26 protein-coding genes are annotated in these 24,429 nt (G+C 62.6%); 3 read left to right on the top strand and 23 right to left on the bottom strand.

Annotated elements, in window-relative coordinates:
* Positions 1-71: 71 nt before the first annotated feature.
* The 15 genes from ispG to trmJ form a co-directional block, all read right to left on the bottom strand.
* The gene (ispG, locus tag BN1132_RS07915) at positions 72-1,187 is read right to left on the bottom strand and encodes a flavodoxin-dependent (E)-4-hydroxy-3-methylbut-2-enyl-diphosphate synthase (RefSeq protein WP_042076598.1); all 1,116 of its coding nucleotides are present in this window, start codon (positions 1,185-1,187) and stop codon (positions 72-74) included.
* A gap of 10 nt (positions 1,188-1,197) precedes the next feature.
* On the bottom strand, positions 1,198-2,127 hold the full coding sequence (locus BN1132_RS07920) for a RodZ domain-containing protein (protein ID WP_042076599.1): 930 nt from the start codon (positions 2,125-2,127) through the stop codon (positions 1,198-1,200).
* A complete protein-coding gene (gene tapF / locus BN1132_RS07925) occupies positions 2,117-2,908 on the bottom strand; it encodes a PilW family type IVa pilus biogenesis/stability lipoprotein TapF (RefSeq protein WP_084202675.1) in 792 nt (263 codons plus the stop codon). Before tapF ends, BN1132_RS07920 begins: the two co-directional genes overlap by 11 nt.
* 11 nt (positions 2,909-2,919) lie before the next feature.
* Positions 2,920-4,023, bottom strand: coding sequence for a dual-specificity RNA methyltransferase RlmN (locus tag BN1132_RS07930; protein WP_042076601.1), 1,104 nt, complete (start codon positions 4,021-4,023; stop codon positions 2,920-2,922).
* Positions 4,024-4,189: 166 nt separating this feature from the next.
* Positions 4,190-4,618 (bottom strand): nucleoside-diphosphate kinase, encoded by a 429-nt coding sequence (gene ndk / locus BN1132_RS07935; RefSeq protein WP_042076603.1) that lies wholly within the window; start codon positions 4,616-4,618, stop codon positions 4,190-4,192.
* 268 nt (positions 4,619-4,886) lie between these two features.
* Positions 4,887-6,179 (bottom strand): aminopeptidase PepB, encoded by a 1,293-nt coding sequence (gene pepB / locus BN1132_RS07940; protein ID WP_042076605.1) that lies wholly within the window; start codon positions 6,177-6,179, stop codon positions 4,887-4,889.
* Between the two features lie 100 nt (positions 6,180-6,279).
* Positions 6,280-7,584: an aminopeptidase PepB gene (gene pepB, locus BN1132_RS07945; RefSeq protein WP_042076607.1), complete on the bottom strand. Its 1,305-nt coding sequence runs from the start codon at positions 7,582-7,584 to the stop codon at positions 6,280-6,282.
* A gap of 156 nt (positions 7,585-7,740) precedes the next feature.
* Positions 7,741-8,079 carry an ISC system 2Fe-2S type ferredoxin gene (fdx, locus tag BN1132_RS07950; protein WP_042076608.1) on the bottom strand — a complete coding sequence of 113 codons (339 nt, stop codon included), beginning with the start codon at positions 8,077-8,079 and terminating at the stop codon, positions 7,741-7,743.
* A gap of 1 nt (position 8,080) precedes the next feature.
* The gene (hscA, locus tag BN1132_RS07955) at positions 8,081-9,928 is read right to left on the bottom strand and encodes a Fe-S protein assembly chaperone HscA (RefSeq protein WP_042076611.1); all 1,848 of its coding nucleotides are present in this window, start codon (positions 9,926-9,928) and stop codon (positions 8,081-8,083) included.
* A gap of 28 nt (positions 9,929-9,956) precedes the next feature.
* On the bottom strand, positions 9,957-10,475 hold the full coding sequence (hscB, locus tag BN1132_RS07960; protein WP_042076613.1) for a co-chaperone HscB: 519 nt from the start codon (positions 10,473-10,475) through the stop codon (positions 9,957-9,959).
* A 133-nt stretch (positions 10,476-10,608) separates the two neighbouring features.
* Positions 10,609-10,932, bottom strand: a complete 324-nt coding sequence (gene iscA, locus BN1132_RS07965) for an iron-sulfur cluster assembly protein IscA (protein ID WP_042076614.1) — start codon at positions 10,930-10,932, stop codon at positions 10,609-10,611.
* A 14-nt stretch (positions 10,933-10,946) separates the two neighbouring features.
* Positions 10,947-11,330 (bottom strand): Fe-S cluster assembly scaffold IscU, encoded by a 384-nt coding sequence (gene iscU / locus BN1132_RS07970; RefSeq protein ID WP_010675059.1) that lies wholly within the window; start codon positions 11,328-11,330, stop codon positions 10,947-10,949.
* Between the two features lie 54 nt (positions 11,331-11,384).
* Complete coding sequence (locus tag BN1132_RS07975) at positions 11,385-12,599, bottom strand: IscS subfamily cysteine desulfurase (protein ID WP_042076615.1); 1,215 nt, start codon at positions 12,597-12,599, stop codon at positions 11,385-11,387.
* Positions 12,600-12,651: 52 nt separating this feature from the next.
* On the bottom strand, positions 12,652-13,155 hold the full coding sequence (gene iscR / locus BN1132_RS07980; protein WP_025327241.1) for a Fe-S cluster assembly transcriptional regulator IscR: 504 nt from the start codon (positions 13,153-13,155) through the stop codon (positions 12,652-12,654).
* 94 nt (positions 13,156-13,249) lie between these two features.
* Positions 13,250-13,984 (bottom strand): tRNA (cytosine(32)/uridine(32)-2'-O)-methyltransferase TrmJ, encoded by a 735-nt coding sequence (gene trmJ, locus BN1132_RS07985; RefSeq protein ID WP_042076617.1) that lies wholly within the window; start codon positions 13,982-13,984, stop codon positions 13,250-13,252.
* A 181-nt stretch (positions 13,985-14,165) separates the two neighbouring features.
* Here trmJ and BN1132_RS07990 point away from each other — a divergent pair, with 181 nt between their 5' ends.
* Complete coding sequence (locus tag BN1132_RS07990) at positions 14,166-14,576, top strand: hypothetical protein (protein WP_042076619.1); 411 nt, start codon at positions 14,166-14,168, stop codon at positions 14,574-14,576.
* On the opposite strand, the gene ubiT is transcribed toward BN1132_RS07990, so the two are convergent.
* A complete protein-coding gene (gene ubiT, locus BN1132_RS07995) occupies positions 14,547-15,065 on the bottom strand; it encodes a ubiquinone anaerobic biosynthesis accessory factor UbiT (RefSeq protein WP_042076657.1) in 519 nt (172 codons plus the stop codon). The genes BN1132_RS07990 and ubiT overlap by 30 nt on opposite strands.
* Positions 15,066-15,254: 189 nt before the next feature.
* On the opposite strand from ubiT, the gene ubiU reads away from it, so the two are divergent.
* Positions 15,255-16,250 (top strand): ubiquinone anaerobic biosynthesis protein UbiU, encoded by a 996-nt coding sequence (gene ubiU / locus BN1132_RS08000; protein ID WP_042076621.1) that lies wholly within the window; start codon positions 15,255-15,257, stop codon positions 16,248-16,250.
* Positions 16,251-16,262: 12 nt separating this feature from the next.
* On the top strand, positions 16,263-17,135 hold the full coding sequence (locus tag BN1132_RS08005) for a U32 family peptidase (protein ID WP_042076623.1): 873 nt from the start codon (positions 16,263-16,265) through the stop codon (positions 17,133-17,135).
* A gap of 70 nt (positions 17,136-17,205) precedes the next feature.
* On the opposite strand, the gene nlpI is transcribed toward BN1132_RS08005, so the two are convergent.
* The 7 genes from nlpI to queA form a co-directional block, all read right to left on the bottom strand.
* Positions 17,206-18,138, bottom strand: a complete 933-nt coding sequence (gene nlpI / locus BN1132_RS08010; RefSeq protein ID WP_280136285.1) for a lipoprotein NlpI — start codon at positions 18,136-18,138, stop codon at positions 17,206-17,208.
* A gap of 90 nt (positions 18,139-18,228) precedes the next feature.
* Positions 18,229-18,597 (bottom strand): rhodanese-like domain-containing protein, encoded by a 369-nt coding sequence (locus BN1132_RS08015; RefSeq protein ID WP_042076660.1) that lies wholly within the window; start codon positions 18,595-18,597, stop codon positions 18,229-18,231.
* A 105-nt stretch (positions 18,598-18,702) separates the two neighbouring features.
* Positions 18,703-19,650: a protein translocase subunit SecF gene (gene secF, locus BN1132_RS08020; RefSeq protein WP_042076626.1), complete on the bottom strand. Its 948-nt coding sequence runs from the start codon at positions 19,648-19,650 to the stop codon at positions 18,703-18,705.
* Between the two features lie 9 nt (positions 19,651-19,659).
* Positions 19,660-21,513: a protein translocase subunit SecD gene (secD, locus tag BN1132_RS08025; protein WP_042076627.1), complete on the bottom strand. Its 1,854-nt coding sequence runs from the start codon at positions 21,511-21,513 to the stop codon at positions 19,660-19,662.
* A gap of 18 nt (positions 21,514-21,531) precedes the next feature.
* Positions 21,532-21,867, bottom strand: coding sequence for a preprotein translocase subunit YajC (gene yajC, locus BN1132_RS08030; RefSeq protein WP_042076628.1), 336 nt, complete (start codon positions 21,865-21,867; stop codon positions 21,532-21,534).
* Positions 21,868-21,917: 50 nt separating this feature from the next.
* On the bottom strand, positions 21,918-23,054 hold the full coding sequence (gene tgt, locus BN1132_RS08035) for a tRNA guanosine(34) transglycosylase Tgt (protein ID WP_042076631.1): 1,137 nt from the start codon (positions 23,052-23,054) through the stop codon (positions 21,918-21,920).
* A 118-nt stretch (positions 23,055-23,172) separates the two neighbouring features.
* Positions 23,173-24,240: a tRNA preQ1(34) S-adenosylmethionine ribosyltransferase-isomerase QueA gene (gene queA / locus BN1132_RS08040; RefSeq protein WP_042076632.1), complete on the bottom strand. Its 1,068-nt coding sequence runs from the start codon at positions 24,238-24,240 to the stop codon at positions 23,173-23,175.
* Positions 24,241-24,429: the final 189 nt, after the last annotated feature.

Consider the following 24,429-nt stretch of genomic DNA (forward strand, 5'->3'; position numbering starts at 1 on the left):
CGGGTACCCGGATGCGGGATTCAAAATCAATAACCTAAAGCCGGGGCCACCCCAGGTGGCCCCTTCATGGTTCAACCTTTGTCCACCTGGATCTGGTTGGCCGGATCCAGCATGGCCGCCCGGGCACGGATGCGTCGCTCCAGGGTCGGTACGAGATCCTTGTTGTCGAGCCTGTCGACCCGCTGGCCCCCCTCGTAGAAGGCGCTCTTGTTGGCCGCACCGGCGAGGCCCAGATCGGAGACCAGCGCCTCCCCCGGGCCGTTCACCACGCAGCCGATGATGGAGACATCCATCGGGGTGATGATGTCTTCCAGCCGCTCTTCCAGGGCATTGACGGTGCCGATGACGTCGAACTCCTGACGGGAGCAGGAGGGACAGGCGATGAAGTTGATGCCGCGGGAGCGGATACGCAGGGATTTCAGAATGTCGAAGCCCACCTTCACCTCCTCCACCGGATCGGCGGCGAGCGAGATGCGCAGGGTGTCACCTATGCCCTCGCTCAGCAGCATGCCGAGGCCGATAGCGGACTTGACCGCACCGGCTCTGAAGCCGCCCGCTTCCGTGATACCCAGATGCAGGGGTTGATCGATCTGCTTGGCCAGCAGGCGATAGGCACCGACGGCGAGGAAGACGTCGGACGCCTTGACGCTCACCTTGAAGTTGTCGAAGTTGAGGCGATCCAGATAATCCACGTGGCGCATGGCCGATTCCAGCAGGGCCTCGGGAGTCGGCTCGCCGTACTTCTCCTGGAGATCTTTCTCCAGGGAGCCGCCGTTGACGCCGATGCGGATCGGGATGTTGTAGTGACGGGCGCAGTCGACCACGGCACGCACCCGCTCCTCGTTACCGATGTTGCCCGGGTTGATGCGCAGGCAGTCGGCACCGTACTCGGCCACTTTCAGGGCGATGCGGTAGTCGAAGTGGATGTCGGCGACGATGGGAATGCGGGTTTGCTGCTTGATGAGACGGAAGGCTTCCGCCGCCTCCATGGTGGGCACGGAGACCCGGACTATGTCGGCACCGACCCGCTCGATCCGCTGGATCTGCTCGACGGTGGCGGCCACGTCCGTGGTCTTGGTGTTGGTCATGGTCTGCACCGTGATGGGGGCATCGCCCCCGACCGGTACGTTGCCGACCATGATCTGCCTGGATTTACGACGAACGATGGGAGATTCGTGTGCGGACATGGCGAACAGATTACTCCTGCGGCAGTGAGAAGCGGGCAGTTCGGCCGTTGTTGTAACGGCTCATGTCGAAGGACTTGCCCTGGTATTCGAGATTGACCGCCATGGGCGCGCCAATGATGAATTTGAGTGGCTCGGGTCCTTCCAGCACAAGCTCGTCGTTCGCCTTCTTCAGACCGCTGAACAGGGTCTTGCCGTTGGCATCCTTGACATCCAGCCAGCAGTCGGCGGTGAAGCTCATCTTGAGCTGTGGCGCCTTGGCCGGCTCTGTGGTCGCGCTCTCGGCAGGGGACGCTGTCGCCACCGCGGCAGAGGCATCCGTCGTCACGGCGGCGCTGGGCGCGGCCACGGCGACCGGCACAGTGGCGACGGCATCGCTCACTGCAGGCGCGGTGGAGACGGCATCAGAGGTGGCGGGCAGCACGGGTGCGGCGACCTCGACCGCAGTCGGGACGGCAGCGCTCGGGGTGTTGTCGATGCCGCTCATCTCGGTGGCGGCCAGGGCCTCGTCACCGGCGGAGCGGCGCGCCGTGCTCTGCCACCACCAGGCGACGGAGAGGGCGATCAGCACCAGGATCACCAGCCAGGTCACCACCTTGAGCCGGCTGTCGTTGGCCTGCTGGCGGGAGCGGCGGGAGAAGCTCTGCATGTCGATGTTGTCGGGAGGCGTCAGTCCCAGCTTGTCGTAGGCGGCGAGGATTGTCTCCTCGGGAATGCCGACGAGCTTGGCATAGGCGCGCAGATAGCCACGAATGAAGGTGTGGGACGTGTGCTTGTCGTAGGTATCCGCCTCGATGGCGGCGATCAGGGTCAGACGAAGGTGAATGCGGGACGCAACCTGTTCCCGGGTCCAGCCGAGCTGTTCACGGGCGTTGCGCAGCAGCTGGCCTGGGCCCACTGCCTGGGAGTCGTCTTGGAAATCGTGTGGCTGTTCAGTAGTCATTGGCTAAGTAACGCTTGGCTTGTTGCGAAGTGGGATATTGCCTTACCAGCTCAGTCCCGAATTGGTGAAGTAATGCCGGTTTGTCCATGGCCTGGGCCAGCCGCAGCCGGAGCCAGAGGCTCTCCTCGTTTTCCTCCGCCACTTCGGCAAAGCGAACGAGGTAAGACTGAACATCAGGCAGCTTGCCATCTTTCATGGAAAGCTCCGCCATGTCCAGCAATAACCTAGGATTGCGGGGATTATACCCCAAGGCCAGGCGATAATACTCACTCGCCTTGTCATTTCTGTGATTTTGCATCGAGCAGAGCGCCGCATTCTCGTAGGTATCGGCGATTTTCACGTAATCGGGCTGGCTGACCGCCTGCAGGAAGGCTTTCTCCGCCTCCTCGAAACGGCCGCGGTTGCAGAGGAAGGCGCCGTAGTTGTTCATCGCGTCAGCATTGGTCGGGTCCATGGCCAGCGCTTTCTTGTAGTTCTCCTCGGCCGCCTTGAAATCCGACACCTGTTGGTAGAAATAGGCGAAACCGATATAGACCTGAGGGTTGCCGGGATCGTACTGGAGGGCGCGGTCGAGGTTGAATTTGGCCTGCTCGGCATTGCCCTGACGCAGGTACTGGATCCCCAGATCGAGGCGAGTCTGGGCGGCGGCCTTGAGATCGGGACCCACCTCGCGCTGGGTCGAATTCTGCCCGGCATAGGTGGTCTCGGTGACACAGCCTGGCAGCGCGCAGAGCGCTGCCACTACGATCAATGTACGGATATCCATTTCCTGTCTATACAATGGCTTAGGAGTTAAACCATTTTGACGGAAATCCCATCCTGTTGCATCCGATTTTTCATGGTGCGCTTGGTGCGGTCGATCACCTCCCCCACCAGCTGGCCGCAGGCGGCGTCGATGTCATCGCCGCGGGTCTTGCGCACTATGACGGTCAGGCCGTATTCCATCAGCACCTTGGAGAAGCGGTCGATGCGGCTGTTGCTCGGCTTGCCGAACGGGTTGCCCGGGAAGGGGTTGAACGGGATCAGGTTGATCTTGCAAGGGGTTTCCTTGAGTACCTTGGCCAGTTCATGGGCATGCTGCATGTCGTCGTTGATGTGATCGAGCAGCACATACTCCACGGTGACCCGACCGCCGTTGGCGTTGGACTTGGCCAGATAGCGGCGAACCCCGGCAAGGAAGGACTCGATGTTGTACTTGTCGTTGATCGGCATGATCTCGGAACGCAGCTTGTCGTTCGGCGCATGAAGGGAGATGGCCAGGGCCACGTCGATCTGATCACCCAGCATGTCCAGTGCCGGCACCACCCCGGAGGTGGAGAGGGTGACGCGACGCTTGGAGATGCTGAAACCGAAGTCGTCCATCATCAGCTTCATGGCCGGCACCACGTTGGCCAGGTTCAGCAGCGGCTCACCCATCCCCATCATCACCACGTTGGTGATGGGACGCTTGCCACCGACGACCTTGGCGGCGCGCCACACCTGGCCGATGATCTCGGAGACTTTCAGATTGCGGTTGAACCCTTGCTGGGCGGTGGAGCAGAAGGTGCAGGCCAGGGCGCAGCCCACCTGGGAGGAGACGCACAGGGTCGCCCGATCCGCTTCCGGAATGTAGACGGTCTCCACTTCCTGATCGCCGACCTGCAGGGCCCACTTGATGGTGCCATCCGCGGAGCGCTGCTCGCGGCTGATCTCGGGGGCACGGATCTCGGCGATGGCCTTGAGCCGCTCGCGCAGCGCCTTGTTGACGTTGCTCATCTGATCGAAATCATCACAACCGAAGTGATAGATCCACTTCATTATCTGGTCTGCCCGGAACGGCTTCTCGCCCAACTCGACGAAGAAGGCACGCATGGCATCCCGGTCGAGATCCAGCAGGTTGGTTTTTGTTTCGCTCATCAGGGGCCTCAGCTCACACACTTCATAAATTATCGGCTGACCTACGTCAGGGGGCGGCATTGTACAAATAATGGGTCCGGCTTTCCACCTGGAGAATAAGAGGTTATTGGGCGGAGGGCCAAAAAACAAAAGGGAGCCGAGGCTCCCTTGGTCACACCTGACAACATCAGCCGCGCGGGCAGATCTCGTCGTCGGAGAAGAAGTAGGCGATTTCACGGGCGGCAGAGGCCGGGGCATCGGAGCCGTGGACGGCGTTGCGATCGATGCTCTCGGCGTAGCAGGCGCGCAGGGTACCGGCCAGGGCCTCTTTCGGGTTGGTGGCGCCCATGATTTCACGGTGGCGGCGGATGGCGTCTTCCCCTTCCAGCACTTGCACCATGACGGGACCCGAGGTCATGAAACCGACCAGGGCATCATAGAAAGGCTTGCCCTGGTGCTCGGCGTAGAAACCGGCGGCCTGCTCGCTGCTCAGGTGCAGCATCTTGGCGGCAACCACTTTCAGACCCGCGCTCTCGAAGCGGCTGTAAATGGCACCAATCAGGTTCTTGCTGACCGCATCCGGCTTGACGATGGAGAAGGTACGTTCGATAGCCATTGAGTTCTTTCCTTAACTACAGAGTTTTATTGTAGGAATCCATGTTCGGCGGCGATTATACGTAAACAAAAAACGAAATAACACACAAAAAATCAACTTTTTGTTAAACAAAAGAATCCTTGAAACAACATGGTGACTCATCTTGTACCGGGGCGTTAAGAAAAAATGTGCGCTTGCGCACGATCATCATGCTAATGCCTCAAAACGCCATAAATTGCTCACCAAACCAGCAGTTGTCAGAAGGGCACCCTGGGGTGCCCTTCTGTCGTCAGGTGGCCGAACGCGTCTCCGCCAGCAGGGCGTGCGCTATGGTGCGCATTCCTAGGGTGTTGGCCCCGGGGGCCCAGAGATTGTCACCGTTCTCGCTGAAGCAGGCGGCCAGATCCACGTGCAACCAGCCCCTCCCCTCATTGGGGACGAAGCGGGAGAGGAAGCCCGCCGCGTTGGAGGCCCCCCCCGGTCCGCCGCCCGGCACGGGGCGGCTGTTGGCGGTGTCGGCATAGTGGGACGGGCACTGCTGGCGGTGCCAGGGTTCCAGCGGCAGGGGCCAGGCCGGCTCCTGCTCCGCATCTGAATAGGCCATGGCGCGGCTCACCAGCCCCTTGTCCAGACCGAACAGGGCATTGTAGCGCCCCCCCAGCGCCATCACGGCCGCGCCAGTGAGCGTGGCGGCGTCGATGATGAGGGGAGCACCGGACTCCCCGGCAAGCTGCAGACCGTCCGCCAGCACCAGCCGCCCCTCGGCGTCGGTGTTGACGATCTCCACCGTGGTGCCGTTCTTGTAGGTGAGGATGTCACCCAGCTTGTAGGCATGACCGGAGACCAGGTTCTCGGCGCAGCAGAGGATGAGTTTCACCCGCTTGTCGAGGCCGCGCAGAATCGCCAGCGCCAGGGCGCCGGTCACGATGGCGGCGCCCCCCATGTCGTGCTTCATGGTGAGCATGCCCTGGGAGGTCTTCATGGAGTAGCCGCCGGAGTCGAAGGTGATCCCCTTGCCCACCAGGGCCGCGGCCACGGGGGCCTTGGGGTCACCGCAAGGGTTGAAGTCCAGCTCCAGCATCACGGGCTCGCGCTCGCTGCCACGGCCGACCTGATAGAGACCGACCCAGCCCGCCTGTTGCAGCGCCTCGCCCTTGAGGATGCGATGGCTGATCTTGTCCGGCGCCAGCTCGGTGAGGAAGGCGGCGGCTTCCACCGCCAGCTCCAGCGGCCCCAGCTGCTCCGGGGTGGCATTGGTCATCTCCCGCACCCAGCGCCCGCACAGCCAGCGCGCCTCCAGCTCCTCCCTGTCCTCCTCGGACGAGGTGGCCCACTGCAGCACCACCTCCGCCTTGGGCGTCTGCAGCCCCTGGGCGAAGGCCCACTGCTGCTCGCGCTCCCAGTGGCCGGCCAGGACCACCTGCTGGATCCCCTGGCTGCACAGGCGTCGCGCCGCCTGCTGGATGTCCAGCAGCGGAGTCGCGGTCACCAGGTGGATCACCATGCCATCGGCGCGGTGGGAGATCAGCGCCCCCTCGCCCCACTCGGGGGCGGCAAATTCACGGCTCAGCCAGACGTTCATGCCGCCACCTCCGCAAGCCAGCGGGCCATCATGGATGCGCAGGCCTGGCCTGCTGGCATCTGGTGCCCTTCACGGCTCCACTCGTGATTCAAACAGATGTTCATTCAGCCACCTCCTGCAACCAGCGGGCAATCGTGCGCAGGCCATGGCCCTTGGCACCGGTCGCCCAGAGATCGTTGCCGGACTTCTGATAGGAGGCAGCCAGATCCAGGTGTACCCAGCCTTTGCCCTCGTCACGCACGAAGCGCGACAGGAAGGCGGCGGCCGTGGTGGCGCCGGCGGTGCCTTCGGCGGAGGCCACGTTGCCCAGATCGGCGAAGGCCGAGGTGAGCTGGCCCGCGTGCCAGGACTCGAGCGGCAGGGGCCAGGCCTTCTCGTGCTCGGCACGGGCGGCGGCGAGGGCGCGCACCTGCTCTGCCTCATCCAGGGCGAAGACGGCGTTGTAGTCCCGGCCCAGCGCCGTCTTGGCGGCACCGGTCAGGGTGGCGGCGTCGAGGATGTGGGCGGCGCCGCTCTCGCTCGCGGCCAACAGGCCGTCCGCCAGCACCAGTCGACCCTCAGCGTCGGTGTTCTGGATCTCCACCGAGATGCCGTTCTTGTAGGTGAGGATGTCACCGAGCTTGAAGGCGTGGCCGGAGACCAGGTTTTCCGCACAGCAGAGGATGAGCTTGACCCGCTTGTCGAGGCCCCGGCTGATGGCCAGCGCCAGGGCACCGGTCACCATGGCTGCTCCCCCCATGTCGGACTTCATCGGCAGCATGTTGTCGGAGGACTTCATGGAGTAGCCGCCGGAGTCGAAGGTGATCCCCTTGCCCACCAGGGCCGCCACCACGGGAGCGTTGGCATCCCCGGTCGGGTTGTAGTCGAGCTCAAGCAGCACGGGCTCGCGCTCGCTGCCGCGACCCACCGACCAGATCCCGATATGGCCGGATTCGCGCAGGGCCTCCCCGGCGGTGATGCGGGCCGTCACCCTGTCACCGGCGAGGCTGCGGATGAGCAGCAGGGCGGACTCCGCCAGGCTCATGGGGTAGATTGCCTCCGGGCAGCCGTTGGTCACCTCGCGCACCCAGTGGGTCGCCTTGAGCAGGGCCGCCAGCTCGCCGGCCTCCTGGCCGTTCTGCTCGCCGAAATCGAGCTCGCGCACGCCCTTGGCGGCATAGAAGCCCTGGGCAAAGGCGTAACGACGTTCCAGATCCCACCCTTCTCCGGCCAGTCTGACCTGCTTGATGCCGGTCGACTCGAGCCGACGCGCCGCACGCTGGACGGTGCGCAGCACGTCCTGCTCCTGAAGGACGCTGCCCAGATGGATCAGGGCCTGGTCACCACTGAAACTGAGTTGGGCCCCCTCCCCCCAGACAGCAGCGGCAACCTGGGTGGATAATTGTACGTTCATCATGTCAGCCATGTTCTCTTGCTTCCTTTTTATTGGCACTTCATCAACGAATAGGGAAATCACGGGCACAAAAAAGGCCGCGCCCTCAAGGGTCACGGCCTTCACCATATCACTACTTCACCGCCGAGTGCTGCACGCGCAATTCACTCATGTGTAATCAGGCGGCCGTCAGTGGCGTTCGGAGGCAAGGTTGATGGTGTACTTGGGCAGCTCCACCACCAGGTCCTCGTCCGCCAGCCTGGCCTGGCAGCTGAGACGGGATTCCGGCTCCAGTCCCCACGCCTTGTCCAGCATGTCGTCTTCCAGCTCGTCGCTCGGCTCGAGGGAATCGAAGCCTTCGCGCACTATGCAATGGCAGGTTGTACAGGCGCAGGACTTCTCGCAGGCGTGTTCGATCTCGATGCCGTTGCGCAGGGCCACATCCAGAATGGTCTCGCCGCTCGCACCTTCGAGGGCCGCGCCGTCAGGACAGAGCTCGGGATGGGGCAGAATAATCAGTTTTGGCATATCACACCTTGTTGACGTTTTGTCCGGTCAGCACCTTGCGGATGGAGGCGTCCATCCGGCGGGCTGCAAATTCGCCACTGGCGGCATCCGCCGCCTCGATGGCCACTTTGATTTGATCGGTTGTTCCCGCGTTGCGCATGGTCAGCAGATGGGCGATGGCAGCATCAATCTCGGCACGCTCGGCTGCGTTCAGCAGCGCCTCGCCATCGGCGGCCAGGGCGGCATTGAGGCTCTCGACCACCCGATCGGCTTCCACCTGCTGCTCCGCCAGCATGCGGGCATCCATGTCCTGCTGGGCGTTGGCGATGGAGGCACTCAGCATGCTGAGGATGTCCTCCTCCGCCAAGCCATAGGAGGGCTTGACCTGGATCTCGGCCTGCACGCCGGAGGATTTTTCCATGGCGCTGACCGACAGGAGACCGTCCGCATCCACCTGGAAGGTGACGCGAATGTGGGCCGCCCCCGCCGCCATGGGCGGAATGCCGGTCAGGGTGAAGCGGGCCAGGGAGCGGCAATCCGCCACCAGCTCGCGCTCCCCCTGAACCACGTGGATCGCCATCGCGGTCTGGCCATCCTTGAAGGTGGTGAACTCCTGGGCGCGGGCCACCGGAATGGTGGTGTTGCGCGGGATCACCTTCTCGGCGAGACCGCCCATGGTCTCAAGCCCCAGGGAGAGCGGGATCACGTCCAGCAGCAGCATCTCGGCATCGGGCTTGTTGCCCACCAGGATATCGGCCTGGATAGCGGCACCGATGGCCACCACCTTGTCCGGGTCGATGCTGGTGAGCGGCGGACGCTGGAAGAAGTCCCCCACCAGCTCGCGCACCAGGGGCACCCGGGTCGAGCCGCCGACCATCACCACCTCCAGCACCTCCTCCTGTTCAAGGCCGGCGTCGCGCAGGGCGCGGCGACAGGCCAGCAGGGTGCGCTTGACCAGGGGGGTGATGAGGGCGTCAAACTGGCTGCGGGTCACTGTGCCCTGCCAGCCGGCGAAGGCGCAAGGGACGCAGTCTGCATCGGTCAGGCCGTGCTTGACGCTGGCGGCCAGGTCCAGCAGCTCGCGCTGGGTGCGGGCGTCGAGTTGGCCGGACAAACCGGCTTGTTCTTTCAGCCAGTCCGCCAGCAGGTGATCGAAGTCATCGCCGCCCAGGGCGGAATCACCGCCGGTGGCCATCACTTCGAACACGCCGCGATGCAGGCGCAGGATGGAGATATCGAAGGTGCCGCCACCGAGGTCATAGACGGCGATCACCCCTTCCTGACCGGAGTCGAGGCCGTAGGCGATGGCCGCGGCAGTGGGTTCGTTCAGCAGGCGCAGCACGTGCAGGCCGGCCAGGCGGGCCGCGTCCTTGGTGCCCTGGCGCTGGGCGTCGTCGAAATAGGCGGGCACAGTGATGACCACGCCGTCGAGATCGCCCCCCAGGGTACGGGCACCGCGCTCGGCCAGGGCTTTGAGGATCTCGGCCGAGACCTGCACCGGGTTGACCAGCCCCTGGCGGGTCTGCAACTGGGGCATGCCGTTCTCGGCGGCCACGAATTCATAGGGTTGCTGACGGGTATCCATGTCCGCCAACGCCTTGCCCATCATCCGCTTGACCGAGACGATGGTGTTGTGGGGATCGAGGGCGGCTTCACGCTTGGCATCGAAGCCGACACGGATGGCTGCATCCTGGTAGTGCACCACCGAAGGCAGCAGGAAACGCCCCTGCTCGTCGCAGAGGGTATCGGCCTGGCCGCTGCGCACGGCGGCAACCAGGGAGTTGGTGGTGCCGAGATCGATGCCGACGGCCCGTTTATGCTGATGAGGCGCGGCGCTCTGGCCTGGCTCGGCGATTTGCAGTAATGCCATGGGTAATCACAATTCCTGCGTTAGAGGGTCAAGACTCGAACAGCGAGTCTTCGAATCGTTCCAGCTCCTCGAGGAGCTTGTCGACAAACTTGAGCTTGCGGACGCAATCCGCGGCGATCAGATCCTCACCCGAGGTGAGAGCCTGGGTCAGCCGTTGCATCAGAGACTGGTGATCATGCCTGATCTCGCGGCGAAAATCTTGGATCGCCCCCTCAGGATCCGCCTCTCCTTTCAGCTCGGCCAGGCGTTCACGCCACTCCAGCTGCTGCATCAGGAAGACCGGATCTTGCAGCGTCTGCTGCTCGCCACGCAGTTCGGTACCGCGCAGGGAGAGCAGGTATTCGGCTCGGCGCAGGGGCGCCTTGAGGGTGGTGAAGGCATCGTTGATCTGGGCGGCACGCTGCACCGCAGCCAACTGCTCCCGTTCGGGGGCGGTGGCAAAACGATCGGGGTGGAACCGGGCTTGCAACTGACGGTAGGTGTCAGCCAACTGGCGAGTATCGAGCTCGAAGCCCTCTGCCAGCCCGAACAGCTCGAAATGATTCATCGTACGTCCTCAGACAATACCGCTGGTACCGCAATCACACTCGTCTTGAAGAGAGCGGTGGCATGGGCGGGCGCCCATGCCACCGTGTTGATGAGCAAGGCATCAGGCACTGACACCTGGCCGTCAGGCCCGCCTACACGCTGAAACTTTCGCCACAACCGCATTCGCCTTTCGCATTCGGGTTGTTGAACTGGAAACCCTCGTTGAGGCCTTCCTTCACGAAGTCCAGCTCGGTGCCATCCAGGTGGATCAGGCTCTTGGCATCCACGATGATCTTGACACCTTTCTGCTCGAACACCTGATCCTCGGCGGCCAGCTCATCCACGAACTCGAGCACATAGGCAAGGCCCGAACAGCCGGTCGTCTTGACGCCGAGGCGCAGGCCTATGCCCTTGCCCCGGTTGGTCATGAAGGAGGAAACCCGTGCCGCTGCGGCATCTGTCATGGTTATGGCCATACTGCTCTCCGGACTTAAAGACCTTTTTTCTGCTTGTAATCGGCGATGGCGGCCTTGATGGCATCCTCCGCCAGGATGGAGCAGTGGATCTTCACCGGCGGCAGCGCCAGCTCTTCGGCGATGTCGGTGTTCTTGATGCCGGCCGCTTCGTCCAGGGTCTTGCCCTTGACCCACTCGGTCACCAGGGAGCTGGAGGCGATGGCGGAGCCGCAGCCGTAGGTCTTGAACTTGGCATCTTCGATGATGCCGTCATCGCTGATCTTCAGCTGCAGCTTCATCACGTCGCCGCAGGCCGGCGCACCTACCATGCCGGTGGCGACGCTGGGGTCATTCTTGTCGAACCCACCGACGTTGCGGGGATTCTCGTAGTGGTCGATTACTTTTTCACTGTAAGCCATATCTAACTCCTGCTAATTCCGTTGTTCACCAAACACTTGCCAACTTGGCAAGGATCAGTGATGTGCCCATTCGACCGTGTTCAGATCGACGCCGTCCTTGAACATCTCCCACAGGGGGGACATCTCGCGCAGACGACCGATGGAGTCGCAGATGAGCTTGATTGCGTAGTCGATTTCCTCTTCCGTGGTGAAGCGGCCGATGCTGAAACGGATGGAGCTGTGTGCCAGCTCGTCGTTCAGGCCCAGGGCGCGCAGCACGTAGGAAGGCTCCAGGCTGGCAGAGGTACAGGCCGAGCCGGAAGAGACCGCCAGATCCTTGAGCGCCATGATGAGGGATTCCCCTTCCACGTAGGCGAAGCTGACGTTCAGGTTGCCCGGCACACGGTGGTCCAGATCCCCGTTGATGTAGACTTCTTCGATGTTCTTGATGCCATTCCACAGGCGCTGACGCAGGGCCATGATGTGCTGGCTCTCACTCGCCATCTCTTCCTTGGCGATGCGGAAGGCTTCGCCCATGCCGACGATCTGGTGGGTCGGCAGAGTACCGGAGCGCATGCCGCGCTCGTGGCCGCCACCGTGCATCTGGGCTTCCAGGCGCACACGGGGCTTGCGACGCACGTACAGGGCACCGATCCCTTTCGGGCCGTACACCTTGTGGGCGGACATGGAGAGCAGGTCGACCTTGAGTGCTTCGACGTCCACCGGGATCTTGCCCACGCTCTGGACGGCGTCCACGTGCAGCAGGATCTTGCGGGAGCGGCACAGTTCGCCGATGGCGGCGATGTCCTGTACCACGCCGATCTCGTTGTTGACGTGCATGATGCTGACCAAGATGGTGTCATCGCGCAGGGCTCCTTCGATCTGTTCCAGCGTGAACAGGCCGTTGGGCATGGGCTCGAGGTAGGTCACCTCATAGCCTTCGCGCTCCAGCTGGCGGCAGGTATCCAGAACGGCCTTGTGCTCGGTCTTGGAGGTGACGATGTGCTTGCCCTTGCCGGCGTAGAAATGGGCGACGCCCTTGATGGCCAGGTTGTTGGACTCGGTCGCGCCGGAGGTGAAGACGATCTCGCGCGGGTCGGCACCGATCAGCTCTGCCACTTGATTACGGGCCAGATCCACCGCCTCTTCGGCCTGCCAGCCGAAACGGTGGGAACGGGAGGCAGGATTGCCAAACAGGCCGTCCATGGTGAGGCACTGCATCATTTTTTCTGCGACACGCGGGTCCACCGGACAGGTTGCCGAATAATCAAGGTAAATAGGCAGTTTCATCTTTTTCTCCGTTACGACGGGGTCACACAGCGACTCGTCGTGGAAAGCACGTTTATAGTTGGACTTTCAAGCTCACATCACCGCGTTCCGCCCGGTCAACCAGGGACAACACGGTCTTCATTTGTTCATCTTGCTTGCCGGCAATGCGGCGCACGTCGGCCTGACCGACCAGCTCGGCCAGGGTGATGTCCCCCAGGAAGCTGGAGATGCGCTCGCTCAGATCGCGCCACAGGGAGTGGGTCAGGCATTGGGTACCGCCGTGGCAGCCCCCCTTGCCGAGACACTTGGTGGCGTCCACCGACTCATCGACCGCGGTGATCACCTGACCGACCGAGATCTCGCCGGGGGCCAGACCGAGGCGATAACCGCCGCCCGGGCCGCGCACGCTGCTCACCAGACCATGCTTGCGCAGACGGGCAAACAGCTGTTCCAGATAGGACAAGGAGATGCCCTGGCGCTCTGAAATATCGGCGAGGGGAACGGGCCCCTGCTCTGCATGCAACGCCACGTCTAGCATGGCTGTCACTGCGTAACGTCCTTTTGAGGTCAGTCTCATATGCCTTACCGTCTAGCAAACCAATCAATATAAGGCACATGGTCACATACCCGACTAAATCAGTCAAGTATATGCTTGAGTAAATCAGTCGGGATTAATCCTGCGGCCTGGGTTTCTGGACCGAGGTGAGGATGCCGCGCAGGATATTCAACTCGGCGGCTTCCGGCCGTGCCCGATTGAACAGGCGGCGCAGCTTGCTCATCACGTGACCGGGGTGGTCATCGGCAATGAAGCCCGTCTTTTGCAGCGTCTGCTCCAGGTGTTGATAGAAGCCTTCCAGTTGAAGGGCGCTGGGATAGGCCACCCGATCCGCGTCCGATTCCGACGAAACCTGCTCCTGCACCGCAAGCCAGCGCATCCGCACCTCGTAGCAGAGGGTCTGCACCGCCATGGCCAGATTTAGCGAGCTGTACTCCGGGTTGGCCGGAATGGCCACGTGGTAGTGACACTTCTGCAACTCGTCGTTGGTGAGGCCGGTGCGCTCGCGGCCGAACACCAGCGCCACCGGATGCTGCATCCCCTCGGCAACCAGCTTCTCGCCCGCTTCGCGGGGATCCAGCATGGGCCAGCTCAGGGTGCGGGAGCGGGCACTGGTACCGATCACCAGGCCGCAGTCGGCGATGGCCTCATCCAGCGTCGACACGATACGGGCGCCGGCCAGGATGTCGCTGGCTCCCGCCGCCAGGGCGACGGCCTCCTCGTCTGGCAAGGCTTGCGGATCGACCAGTACCAGCTGGGTCAGCCCCATGGTCTTCATGGCCCGCGCCGCGGATCCCATGTTGCCGGTGTGAGAGGTGTTTACCAACACGATTCGAATCTGATCCAACATGCCCAGTCAATCTTCAGTCAAAAATGGCGCGCAATTGTAACATAACCAATCGCTATTTTGGCACCGCTTCTGGCCCTGCATTTCAGAACAAAAAAGGCTCTTCGTATAACCAACCGGCCTTAGAGAGGAGATCCCGCGGGCTAACCTTAACAGGATGGAGCCACCGTCATGGAGCCCGCCCATGCTTCCTCCCTGGATCTACGAACAGTTGCCGCAGGCTTATCTGCTTCTGGCCGCCCTGCTCTGGCTCTTGGCCCACTCTCCCCTGCTCTGGCTCGCGGCCGCCCTGCTCTTCGTGGTGGGGGCTCTCATCTGGATGATGCGATCCAATTACAGGCGCACCGATCTGGTCATCTTTCCGGCCAAGCGCTGGCTGCAACCAGAATGGTTCTATGAGGCGCAGCCCTTTCTGTGGCTGGCGCTGGGACTGACGCTGCTGCGCCTGCCGGACACCACGCCGCTGCTGGCACTGCTTCCCTGCCTCTGGGGCTGCCGCTGTCTGTGGGCACGGCGCCTTCACCGCCACCATGCCAGAGGCCTGGCCAGGCAACTGAAACGCGGCTCAGACCGCAGGCGCCGGCTCCCGCACTGATTGCCCGTCGGCACGGACGCGCTCTATCAGGCTCGCCAGATCCATCAGGGGATACTTCATCAACCCCAGCCCGTCGAGATCCAGGCTGTCCATCAGGTTTTTCACCTCCAGACCCAGCTCGGTATCCCCCTCGATCCTCAGCCTGCGCTGGAAGAAGAGGGAATCGGGGTCTTCCTTGCGGCCAGCAATCAGGATGAGATCCTGGCTGTTGCCACTGAAGCAGACATGGGGTCGCTCGCACTGGCGGGCCACCACCAGCTTCCCGTCCCGCTCGCTGATAAACCAGCAGAGGTCGAGATCCGTCACCTCGACCTTGAGCCACTTGCCCGCCAGGAACGCGAAGTCCCCATCCGCAATGGCCTCCCTGAAAACCTGTGCCAGCAGGGCTTCCATCAGGTTCTGCTGCAGGGTGAAGGGCACCAGCCTGAGGGGGCGGCGCAAGAGACGGGGGGCCTGTTCGACCAGGTGGCGTTGCAGTTGTTGAAACACGATAAACTCCCAGTTTTTTGCGCATTCAAGCACAGCCCCTTCATCAAGATCCTGTTGAAAATCAAACTTGTGCCCACTTACCTCGAGAAGGGTAAAGCCACCTAAAGCTGCCTCAGGTCAAAAAGTGGGGACGCAAGCATGAATACAATCGGGCCACTTTTGCATTTTTGCCCTCTCGGAGCGTACCCGATGGAATTACTCTGCCCGGCAGGCAGCCTGCCGGCACTGAAGACAGCCGTGGATAACGGGGCCGATGCCGTCTATATCGGCTTCAAGGATGACACCAATGCCCGCCACTTCGCCGGTCTCAACTTCACCGACAGCAAGCTGGAAAAAGCGGTCGACTACGTGCACCAGCATGGCCGCAAGCTGCACATCGCCATCAACACCTTCGCCCACCCGGGCTCCGACGCCCGCTGGAAACAGGCGGTGGACAAGGGCGCCGCACTGGGCGCCGATGCCCTGATCATCGCCGATCTCGCCGTGCTCGATTACGCCAGCCGCCGCCATCCCGACATGGAGCTGCATGTCTCGGTCCAGGCCAGCGCCACCAATGCCGCCGCCATCCGCTTCTACCAGCAGCATTTCAACGTCGGCCGGGTGGTGTTGCCGCGGGTGCTCTCCATGCACCAGGTCAGGCAGCTCGCCCGCGAGACCGACGTCGGCCTCGAGGTCTTCGCCTTCGGCAGCCTCTGCATCATGGCGGAGGGGCGCTGCTACCTCTCCTCCTACATGACGGGTGAGAGCCCCAATACCGTCGGCGCCTGCTCCCCCGCCAAGTTCGTGCGCTGGGAGGAGACCCCGGAGGGTCTCGAATCGCGGCTCAACGAGGTACTGATCGATCGCTACGGCCGGGGCGAGAACGCCGGCTACCCGACTTTGTGCAAGGGGCGCTTCGAGGTGGATGGCCAGACCTATCACGCCCTGGAGGAGCCCACCAGCCTCAACACCCTCGGCCTGTTGCCCGAGCTGTACCAGACCGGGATCCAGTCGGTCAAGATAGAGGGGCGCCAACGCAGCCCCGCCTACGTGGAGCAGGTAACCCGGGTCTGGCGCGCCGCCATCGACGCCTATCAGGCCAACCCGGACGCCTACCAGGTCAAGGGCGAGTGGGATGCCCAGCTAGCCCGCGTTTCCGAGGGGAGTCAGACCACCCTCGGCGCCTACCATCGCCAGTGGCAATAAGGAGCCCTGCCCATGAAATTCTCTCTCGGCCCCCTGCTCTTCTACTGGCCCAAGGCCGACACCCAGGCCTTCTACGAGGCCGCGGCCCAGAGCCAGGCCGACATCATCTATCTGGGGGAGACGGTGTGCAGCAAGCGCCGCGAACTCAAGGTGGATGACTGGATTGCCCTGGCCCGCCAGGTGGCGAGTTCGGGCAAGCAGACGGTGCTCTCCACCCTGGCGCTGATCTCGGCCCCGTCGGAGCTCAGGGAGGTCAAGCGACTGGTGGACAACGGCTCCTTGCTGATCGAGGCCAACGATCTCGGCACAGTCCAGCTCGCCCGTGAAGCCGGCCTGCCGTTCGTCTGCGGCCCGGCCATCAACGCCTACAACGCCGAGGTGCTGCGCCTGCTGCTTAAAAATGGCATGCAGCGCTGGGTGATGCCGGTGGAGCTCTCCCGGGACTGGCTGGTGCAGCTTGCGCAGGATCTGGGCAAGGAGCGCCAGCAGTTCGAGGTGGAGGTGTTCGCCTACGGCCACCTGCCGCTCGCCTACTCGGCACGCTGCTTCACCGCCCGCTCCCTCGACAAGCCCAAGGACAACTGCGAGCTCGCCTGCATCCACTACCCCACCGGCCGGCTGGCCAACAGCCGCGAGGGGCAGAAGGTGTTCAACCTCAACGGCATCCAGACCCAGTCCGGCTACTGCTACAACCTCGGCAACGAGCTTGCGGGCATGGACGGCCTGGTGGACGTGGTGCGTCTCTCCCCCGAGGGGATGGGGACCCTGGAGATGCTGGCCCGCTTCAAGGCCAATCAGCACGGCCAGGCACCGCTTCCCCTGCAGCAGGAGCGGGACTGCAACGGCTACTGGCGCCAGATCCCGGGCATGAGCCTGGTGGAATAAACCGGCGCCCAGACCGCAGACAGCAAAAAGGCCTCGCAATGAGGCCTTTTTCACAGGGGTGACAGACGCATCACGCCTTGCCGCTCTTGCCCTGGGCACCCGGCGGCAGGGGCTTGCGCGCCATCAGCTCCAGCTCCAACAGGGCATAGCGGTGCTCGATGAAGTCATAGACGTTGTTGGCGAGCGCCAGCTTGAAGTAGCTGATGGCCTCCTTGCGGTTGCCCTTGGCCAGCTCGAACTTGCCCAGGTAGAAGTAGGTCTCGCACAGGCGCTCGGCAAGCTCCCGGTTGTCCTTGACCCCCTTCACCACGTTGCTCATCAACTGGGTGGCATTGATCTCGCCGGTATAGAGGCGCACCAGATCCCAGTTCCAGGCGTCGTCGTCATACTTGTTGAGCCGTTCGCGCATCCGGCTCATGGCCGCCGGCCCGTTGAGCTTCTGCTCGGCCAGGTAGAGCCAGAGCACCCGGTAGGGATCTTCCGGCTGCGCCTCGTAGAAGCGCTTCATGTCGGCCGTGGCCAGCTCGGGGCGGTTGCCGTAATAGAGGGCGATCCCCCGGTTCAGATAGGCGTAGTCGTAATCCGGGGCCAGCTCCAGCGCCGAGTCGAACGCCTCGTAGGCCTCGTCATAGTTCTGCTGCTGCACCAGATAGACGCCGATGAAGTTGTAGGCCTCGGCAAAGTCGGGCTTCTCCCGCAGGGCGCGGTTGAAGTCGAGCCGTGCGAGGGAGCGCAGGCCCACCCGGTCAAACACCACGGCGCGCTCATAGAAGAGTTCGGCCCGCTGTTCTGTCGTCAATTCCATTTCACTGAGCATCTGCCCGAGTCGCGCCAGCGCCAACTCGCTCTGGTAGGAGACCTGCAAGGGGGTCGCCAATACCAGTGAAGCGGGTTGCGGCTTGGGAACTTGAGGCGCTTGTACCTGACTGCTACTGCTGCAACCCCACATGGGGAGCAACAACAGGATACCCGTGAGGTATCCAATCCCTATCCTGACGTTCAATGAACACTCCGACGCTTACGCTTGACCCCGCATATGGTAAAGATCACGGGGCCGTTTGTCATGTGGCGCAACCCCTATCCCTCAAATAAATCAGGATTCGACAGGGTATCCGGCCTCGCTCCAGCCACGAAAGCCTCCATCGACGCTGACGACCCGGGAATACCCCATCTTCTGCAGGTTTTCCGCCACCAGAATGGAGCGAAATCCCCCACCACAATAGAGGTAGAGCTCGGTGTCAGGGTCCGGATAGCGCGTCTCTATGTCCCGCTCTATCACCCCGCGGCCAAGGTACTCGGCCCCCGGCAGATGGCCCCTGGCCCATTCGCTCTCCTCGCGCACGTCGACGAGGTGAAAGGCGCGGCCCTCGTCCTGCCAGCGCTTGATCTGGTGCACGTCTGTCTCCTTGACCCGGGGGCGGATGGCCTCGACCAGTGCCAGAAAACGGGGATTGTGCTGCATGCCTTGCTCCTTGTGTTGATTGATGCCACTCATCTTGCTCATGGTGAGAGCATCATGGCGCAGTCCGGCCATAAGAGAAAGGGCGCCTTGCGGCGCCCTTGTCTGTTACGGCAGGATCTCTTGCTGATCCGCCCCCTCTTTTTCCACCTGGGTCGGCAGCATGTGCTCCCGCTTGACCCCGAGGTACATGGCGGAGGCGCTCGCCACATAGATGGAGGAGTAGGTCCCGAAGGCCACCCCGATCACCATGGCGATGGAGAAACCGTGGATGAGCGGCCCGCCCTTGAGCAAGAGCGCCACCACCACCACGAAGGTCAGACCGGAGGTGATGATGGTCCGGCTCAGGGTCTCGGTCATGGAGAGATCCATGATTTCGGCGGTATCCCCGCGGCGTACCTTGCGGAAATTCTCCCGCACCCGGTCGAACACCACTATGGTGTCGTTCAGGGAGTAACCCACCAGGGTCATCAGCGCCGCCAGCACGGTCAGATCGAACTCGTACTGGAAGTAGGCGAAGATGCCGAGGGTGATGATGACGTCGTGGGCCAGGGAGAGAATGCCCCCCGTGGCCAGACGCCATTCGAAGCGCACCGCCACGTAGATCAGGATACAGAGGATGGAGGCCAGCATGGCCAGGGCACCGTCGGTCGCCAGCTCGTCACCCACGGAGGGGCCGACGAACTCGACGCGCTTGAGCACGGCGTCCTGGTCGATGAGCTTGGCAGCCGCCAGCACCTCGTTGCCCTGCTGCTCCACCTTGATCCCCTCTTTCGGGGCCATGCGCACCAGCACGTCGCGGCTGGAGCCGAAGAATTGCAGGGTCGCCCCCTCAATCTTCTGCTGATCCAGCGCCTCGTGCATCTTGTCCAGGCTCACCGACTGCTGGAATCCCACCTCTATGGTGGTGCCACCGGTGAAGTCCAGGCCCCAGTTCAGGCCGCGATCGAACAGGATGTAGAGGGCGAACACCGTCACCAGTGCAGAGAAGACCATACCCAGCTTGGCGAAGCGCATGAAGGGGATGGGCTTTTCAAAATGCAGAATTTGAAACATGTCTCTTCCTTAGATCGGCAGCTTGTCGATGCGCCGTCCGCCCCAGGCCAGGTTGATGATGGCGCGGGATACCGTGATGGCGGTAAACATGGAAGCGGTCAGACCGATCCCGAGCGTCAGGGCGAAGCCCTTGATGGCGCCGGTGCCGATACCGAACAGGATCACGCAGGTGATGAGCGAGGTGACGTTCGAGTCGGCGATGGTCGAGAAGGCGCGGTCAAAGCCCATGTGAATGGCTTGCTGCACCCCGCGACCGTTGCGGATCTCTTCACGAATGCGCTCGTAGATCAGCACGTTCGCATCCACCGCCATGCCCAGCGTCAGGACGATACCGGCGATGCCCGGCAGGGTCATGGTGGCCCCCGGGATCATCGACATGATGCCGACGATGAGCACCAGGTTCATGGTCAGCGCCAGGTTGGCGACCCAGCCGAAGGCACGGTAGTAGATCCCCATGAACAGCACGATCACCAGCATGGCCCAGCCGATGGCTTCCATGCCGCTGTCGATGTTCTGCTGACCCAGGCTCGGGCCTATGGTGCGCTCTTCCACGATCTGGATCGGGGCGATCAGGGCACCGGCACGCAGCAGCAGCGCCAGGTTGTGGGCTTCGTTGGCGTTGTCGATGCCGGTGATGCGGAACTGGCTGCCCAGGCGCGACTGGATGGTCGCGACGTTGATCACCTCTTCCTGCTTGCGGAACTTGCGCTTGCCATCCGGACCCGGCTGACCCACAGGCTTGTACTCGATGAAGACGGTGGCCATGCCCTTGCCGACGTTGTCCTTGGTAAAGTTGGCCATCTTGTTGCCACCCTGGCCATCGAGCTTGATGTTGACCTGGGGACGGCTGTACTCATCGAAACCGGACTGGGCACCCACGATGTGGTCACCGGTCAGGATCACGCGCTTGTGCAGCACCACGGGGCGTCCGTTGCGATCGTTGTAGACCTTGGAGCTCGGCGGCACCCGGCCACTGGCGGCGGCCTGGATATCGGCTGCCTCGTCGACCATGTGGAACTCCAGGGTCGCGGTGGCGCCCAGGATCTCCTTGGCACGGGCGGTGTCCTGGATCCCCGGCAACTCCACCACGATGCGCTCGGCACCCTGCTGCTGGACCAGCGGCTCGGCCACCCCCAGCTCGTTCACCCGGTTGCGGATGATGGTGATGTTCTGCTCGAGGGCGTACTTCTTCACTTCCTTGATCTTGGCTTCGCTCAGGCTGGCCAGCAGGATGAAGTCATCCCCCTTCTGTTCGCCGGTGAAGACAAGATCCGGATTCTGACGGCGCAGATGGGAGATCGCCTTGGCCTGATCGGCCTCGTCACGGAACACCACCTGCACCTGATCGCCGACCCGGCGCACGCCGGAGTAACGGATCTTCTGGGTGCGCAGCTCGGAGCGGAAATCCTGCACCATCTGCTCCTGCTGCTTGGCCAGCGCCTCGGCCATGTCCACTTCCATCAGGAAGTGCACGCCGCCGCGCAGGTCCAGACCGAGCTTGAGGGGAGCGGCGCCGATGGCTTCGAGCCAGGCCGGGGTGGAGGGCGCCAGGTTGAGGGCCGTGATGAAGTTGTCCCCCAGCTTGTTGGCCACGATGTCGCGGGCCTTGAGCTGGTCTTCGGTGTTGTTGAAACGGATCAGGATGAAGCCGTGTTCGAACGCCGCATGCTTGACCGGGATCCGGGCCGCCTCGAGCGTCTCCTTCACCAGGTCAAGGGTGTCGAGCTTGACTTCGGCACCACGGCTGGCAGAGACCTGGAGGGCCGGGTCTTCGCCGTAAAGATTGGGGGCTGCATATAGAAAACCGATGGCGATCACCACGATCACCATCAGGTATTTCCACAGCGGATAGCGATTTAACACGCTGTGCTCCTCGGGAGATTAGAGGGACTGGATAGAACCCTTGGGCAGAACGGCAGAGACGAAGTCACGCTTGATGGTGACCTGGGTCTGATCGTTCAGGGCCAGCACAATGTAGTCGCTGTCGGCGGAGACCTTGGCGATCTTGCCGACCAGGCCACCGGAAGTGAGCACTTCGTCGCCCTTGGTCAGGGAGCTCATCAGGTTGCGATGCTCCTTGGCGCGTTTGGCCTGGGGACGGTAGATCATGAAGTAGAAGATGAGACCGAACACGGCCAGCATGATGATCATTTCCATGCCACCACCCTGTGCCGCCGGAGCCGCGCCTTCTGCATACGCCTTGGAGATAATGCTCATTTAACAACCTCTTATTGATGTAGATTTGATAACTAACTTATATGTCGTTGTTATTTCACGTCATTTTCAGCCAGTGGAGGCACAGGCTTCCCTTGCCGACGGTAAAACTCAGTTACAAAGTCGTCTAATTTACCCTGCTCGATCGCGTCCCGCAAACCCTGCATCACGCGCTGGTAATAACGCAGGTTGTGGATGGTATTCAGACGGGCACCGAGGATCTCGTTGCACTTGTCCAGATGGTACAGATAGCTGCGGGTGTAGTTCTTGCAGGTGTAGCAGTCGCAGTCCGCATCCAGGGTGCTGGTGTCCTCGCGGTACTTGGCGTTGCGGATCTTCACCACACCGTCCGTGGTGAACAGGTGGCCGTTGCGGGCGTTGCGGGTCGGCATCACGCAGTCGAACATGTCGATGCCGCGGCGCACCCCTTCCACCAGGTCCTCCGGCTTGCCCACCCCCATCAGGTAGCGCGGCTTGTCGGCCGGGATCTTCGGGCAGACGTGGTCGAGGATGCGGTGCATGTCCTCTTTCGGCTCACCCACGGCGAGACCGCCGACCGCGTAGCCATCGAAGCCGATCTCCAGCAGGCCGTCCAGCGACACATCCCGCAGCGGCTCGTAGACGGAGCCCTGGATGATGCCGAACAGGGCGTTCTTGTTGCCGAGGGCATCGAACTTGGCGCGGGAGCGCTTGGCCCAGCGCAGGGACATCTCCATGGACTTGCGCGCCTCTTCGTAGGTGGCCGGGTAGGGCGTGCACTCGTCGAAGATCATCACGATGTCGGAGCCGAGATCGTACTGGATCTCCATGGACTTCTCGGGGTCCAGGAAGATCTTCTCGCCGTTGATGGGATGACGGAAGTGCACCCCCTCCTCGGTGATCTTGCGGATGTGCCCCAGGCTGAACACCTGGAAGCCGCCGGAGTCGGTCAGGATGGGCCCCTGCCAGTTCATGAAGTCGTGCAGGTCGCCGTGGGCGCGCATCACTTCCTGCCCCGGGCGCAGCCAGAGGTGGAAGGTGTTGCCGAGCAGGATCTGGGCGCCGGTCTCGCGCACCTCTTCCGGGGTCATCCCCTTGACGGTGCCGTAAGTGCCGACCGGCATGAAGGCCGGGGTCTGGACCACGCCGCGCTCGAATACCAGCTGGCCGCGGCGGGCGCGACCGTCGGTGGTTTTCAGTTCAAATTTCATTGCTACCTCGATTCAGTCAGAGAAACAGTCTGACAACGGAGGGCCCGAGGGCCCGGTAATAAAGAAGCCGGCCGGGATCCTGACAAGCAGACCCTGAACGGCTTCTGAAGGGCGAGGCTTAACCTTGCGCCCGGCGACGGGTGACGAACATGGCGTCCCCGTAGCTGAAGAAACGATACTGCCCGGTCACGGCGGCCTGATAGGCGGCCATCACATTGTCATAGCCCGCGAAGGCGCTGACCAGCATGATCAGGGTGGATTCGGGCAGGTGGAAGTTGGTGATCATGGCGTCGACCACCTGGAACTGGTAACCAGGGAAGATAAAGATGTCGGTGTCGCTGAAGAAGGGTGCCAGCGGCTTGCCCTGGGCCAGGGTCGCCTTGGCCGCGCTCTCCAGCGAACGTACCGAGGTGGTGCCCACGGCAATCACGCGGCCACCGCGCGCACGGGTCGCCGCGATGGCGTCCACCACCTCCTGCGGCACTTCGGCGTATTCCGAGTGCATGTGGTGATCTTCAATCTTCTCCACCCGCACCGGCTGGAAGGTGCCCGCCCCCACGTGCAGGGTCACGAAGGCCAGCTCCACCCCCTTGGCGCGGATCTTCTCGAGCAGCGGCTCGTCGAAGTGCAGGCCGGCGGTCGGCGCCGCCACGGCACCCGGCTTCTGGTTGTAGACGGTCTGGTAGCGCTCCTTGTCGGCGTCCTCGTCGGGGCGGTCGATGTAGGGGGGCAGCGGCATGTGGCCGATGGCTTCCAGAATGGTCAGCACGGGGCGCGGATCCAGGAAATGGATCTCGAACAGGGCGTCGTGGCGGACACGCATCTCGGCCTCCACCTTCTCCCCATCGGGGCCACCGTCCAGGATCAGGCGGGTGCCGGGCTTGGGGGACTTGGAGGAGCGGACGTGGGCCAGCACGCTGTGCTCGTCCAGGATGCGCTCCACCAGCACCTCCAGCTTGCCGCCGCTGGCCTTCTGACCAAACATGCGCGCCGGGATGACACGGGTATTGTTGAACACCAGCAGGTCGCCGGGATTGAGCTGGTCCAGCACATCGACAAATTGACCGTGGCGCAGGGCGCCGGTTTGACCATCGAGCTTCAGCAGGCGGCTGGCGGTCCGCTCCGCCATCGGATAGCGGGCAATCAGCTCGTCTGGCAGATCAAAATGAAAATCGGATACTTGCATCTTTCACCTCGGGGGAATCGGCGGCTAGTCTAGTTATCCCCCTCTTGCAAGGCAACCCAAAAGACCAAAAACCCAAGGCAGACAAGGGATAGCGGGCAATTATGTGAGGCAACACCCGTTAAAAAATCTTTAATCTTTTGTATTGACCCCGATCATGTTCCGCCCCTCCGGGCTGGGCTAGGGTGAAGA

This window comes from Aeromonas sanarellii (assembly GCF_000820085.1).
Lineage (GTDB): Bacteria > Pseudomonadota > Gammaproteobacteria > Enterobacterales > Aeromonadaceae > Aeromonas > Aeromonas sanarellii.

Bases quoted from the DNA above. Each gene is read 5' to 3' on its own strand.
- tgt (WP_042076631.1), bottom strand. From the start codon at position 23,054: ATGAAATTTGAACTGAAAACCACCGACGGTCGCGCCCGCCGCGGCCAG.
- BN1132_RS07930 (WP_042076601.1), bottom strand. From the start codon at position 4,023: ATGAGCGAAACAAAAACCAACCTGCTGGATCTCGACCGGGATGCCATG.
- iscA (WP_042076614.1), bottom strand. From the start codon at position 10,932: ATGGCCATAACCATGACAGATGCCGCAGCGGCACGGGTTTCCTCCTTC.
- pepB (WP_042076607.1), bottom strand. From the start codon at position 7,584: ATGGCTGACATGATGAACGTACAATTATCCACCCAGGTTGCCGCTGCT.
- iscU (WP_010675059.1), bottom strand. From the start codon at position 11,330: ATGGCTTACAGTGAAAAAGTAATCGACCACTACGAGAATCCCCGCAAC.
- iscR (WP_025327241.1), bottom strand. From the start codon at position 13,155: ATGAGACTGACCTCAAAAGGACGTTACGCAGTGACAGCCATGCTAGAC.
- yajC (WP_042076628.1), bottom strand. From the start codon at position 21,867: ATGAGCATTATCTCCAAGGCGTATGCAGAAGGCGCGGCTCCGGCGGCA.
- hscB (WP_042076613.1), bottom strand. From the start codon at position 10,475: ATGAATCATTTCGAGCTGTTCGGGCTGGCAGAGGGCTTCGAGCTCGAT.
- secF (WP_042076626.1), bottom strand. From the start codon at position 19,650: ATGTTTCAAATTCTGCATTTTGAAAAGCCCATCCCCTTCATGCGCTTC.
- hscA (WP_042076611.1), bottom strand. From the start codon at position 9,928: ATGGCATTACTGCAAATCGCCGAGCCAGGCCAGAGCGCCGCGCCTCAT.
- BN1132_RS07975 (WP_042076615.1), bottom strand. From the start codon at position 12,599: ATGAAACTGCCTATTTACCTTGATTATTCGGCAACCTGTCCGGTGGAC.
- queA (WP_042076632.1), bottom strand. From the start codon at position 24,240: ATGCAAGTATCCGATTTTCATTTTGATCTGCCAGACGAGCTGATTGCC.
- BN1132_RS08005 (WP_042076623.1), top strand. From the start codon at position 16,263: ATGAAATTCTCTCTCGGCCCCCTGCTCTTCTACTGGCCCAAGGCCGAC.
- BN1132_RS07990 (WP_042076619.1), top strand. From the start codon at position 14,166: ATGCTTCCTCCCTGGATCTACGAACAGTTGCCGCAGGCTTATCTGCTT.
- BN1132_RS08015 (WP_042076660.1), bottom strand. From the start codon at position 18,597: ATGCAGCACAATCCCCGTTTTCTGGCACTGGTCGAGGCCATCCGCCCC.
- pepB (WP_042076605.1), bottom strand. From the start codon at position 6,179: ATGAACGTCTGGCTGAGCCGTGAATTTGCCGCCCCCGAGTGGGGCGAG.
- fdx (WP_042076608.1), bottom strand. From the start codon at position 8,079: ATGCCAAAACTGATTATTCTGCCCCATCCCGAGCTCTGTCCTGACGGC.
- trmJ (WP_042076617.1), bottom strand. From the start codon at position 13,984: ATGTTGGATCAGATTCGAATCGTGTTGGTAAACACCTCTCACACCGGC.
- ndk (WP_042076603.1), bottom strand. From the start codon at position 4,618: ATGGCTATCGAACGTACCTTCTCCATCGTCAAGCCGGATGCGGTCAGC.
- ispG (WP_042076598.1), bottom strand. From the start codon at position 1,187: ATGTCCGCACACGAATCTCCCATCGTTCGTCGTAAATCCAGGCAGATC.
- ubiU (WP_042076621.1), top strand. From the start codon at position 15,255: ATGGAATTACTCTGCCCGGCAGGCAGCCTGCCGGCACTGAAGACAGCC.
- BN1132_RS07920 (WP_042076599.1), bottom strand. From the start codon at position 2,127: ATGACTACTGAACAGCCACACGATTTCCAAGACGACTCCCAGGCAGTG.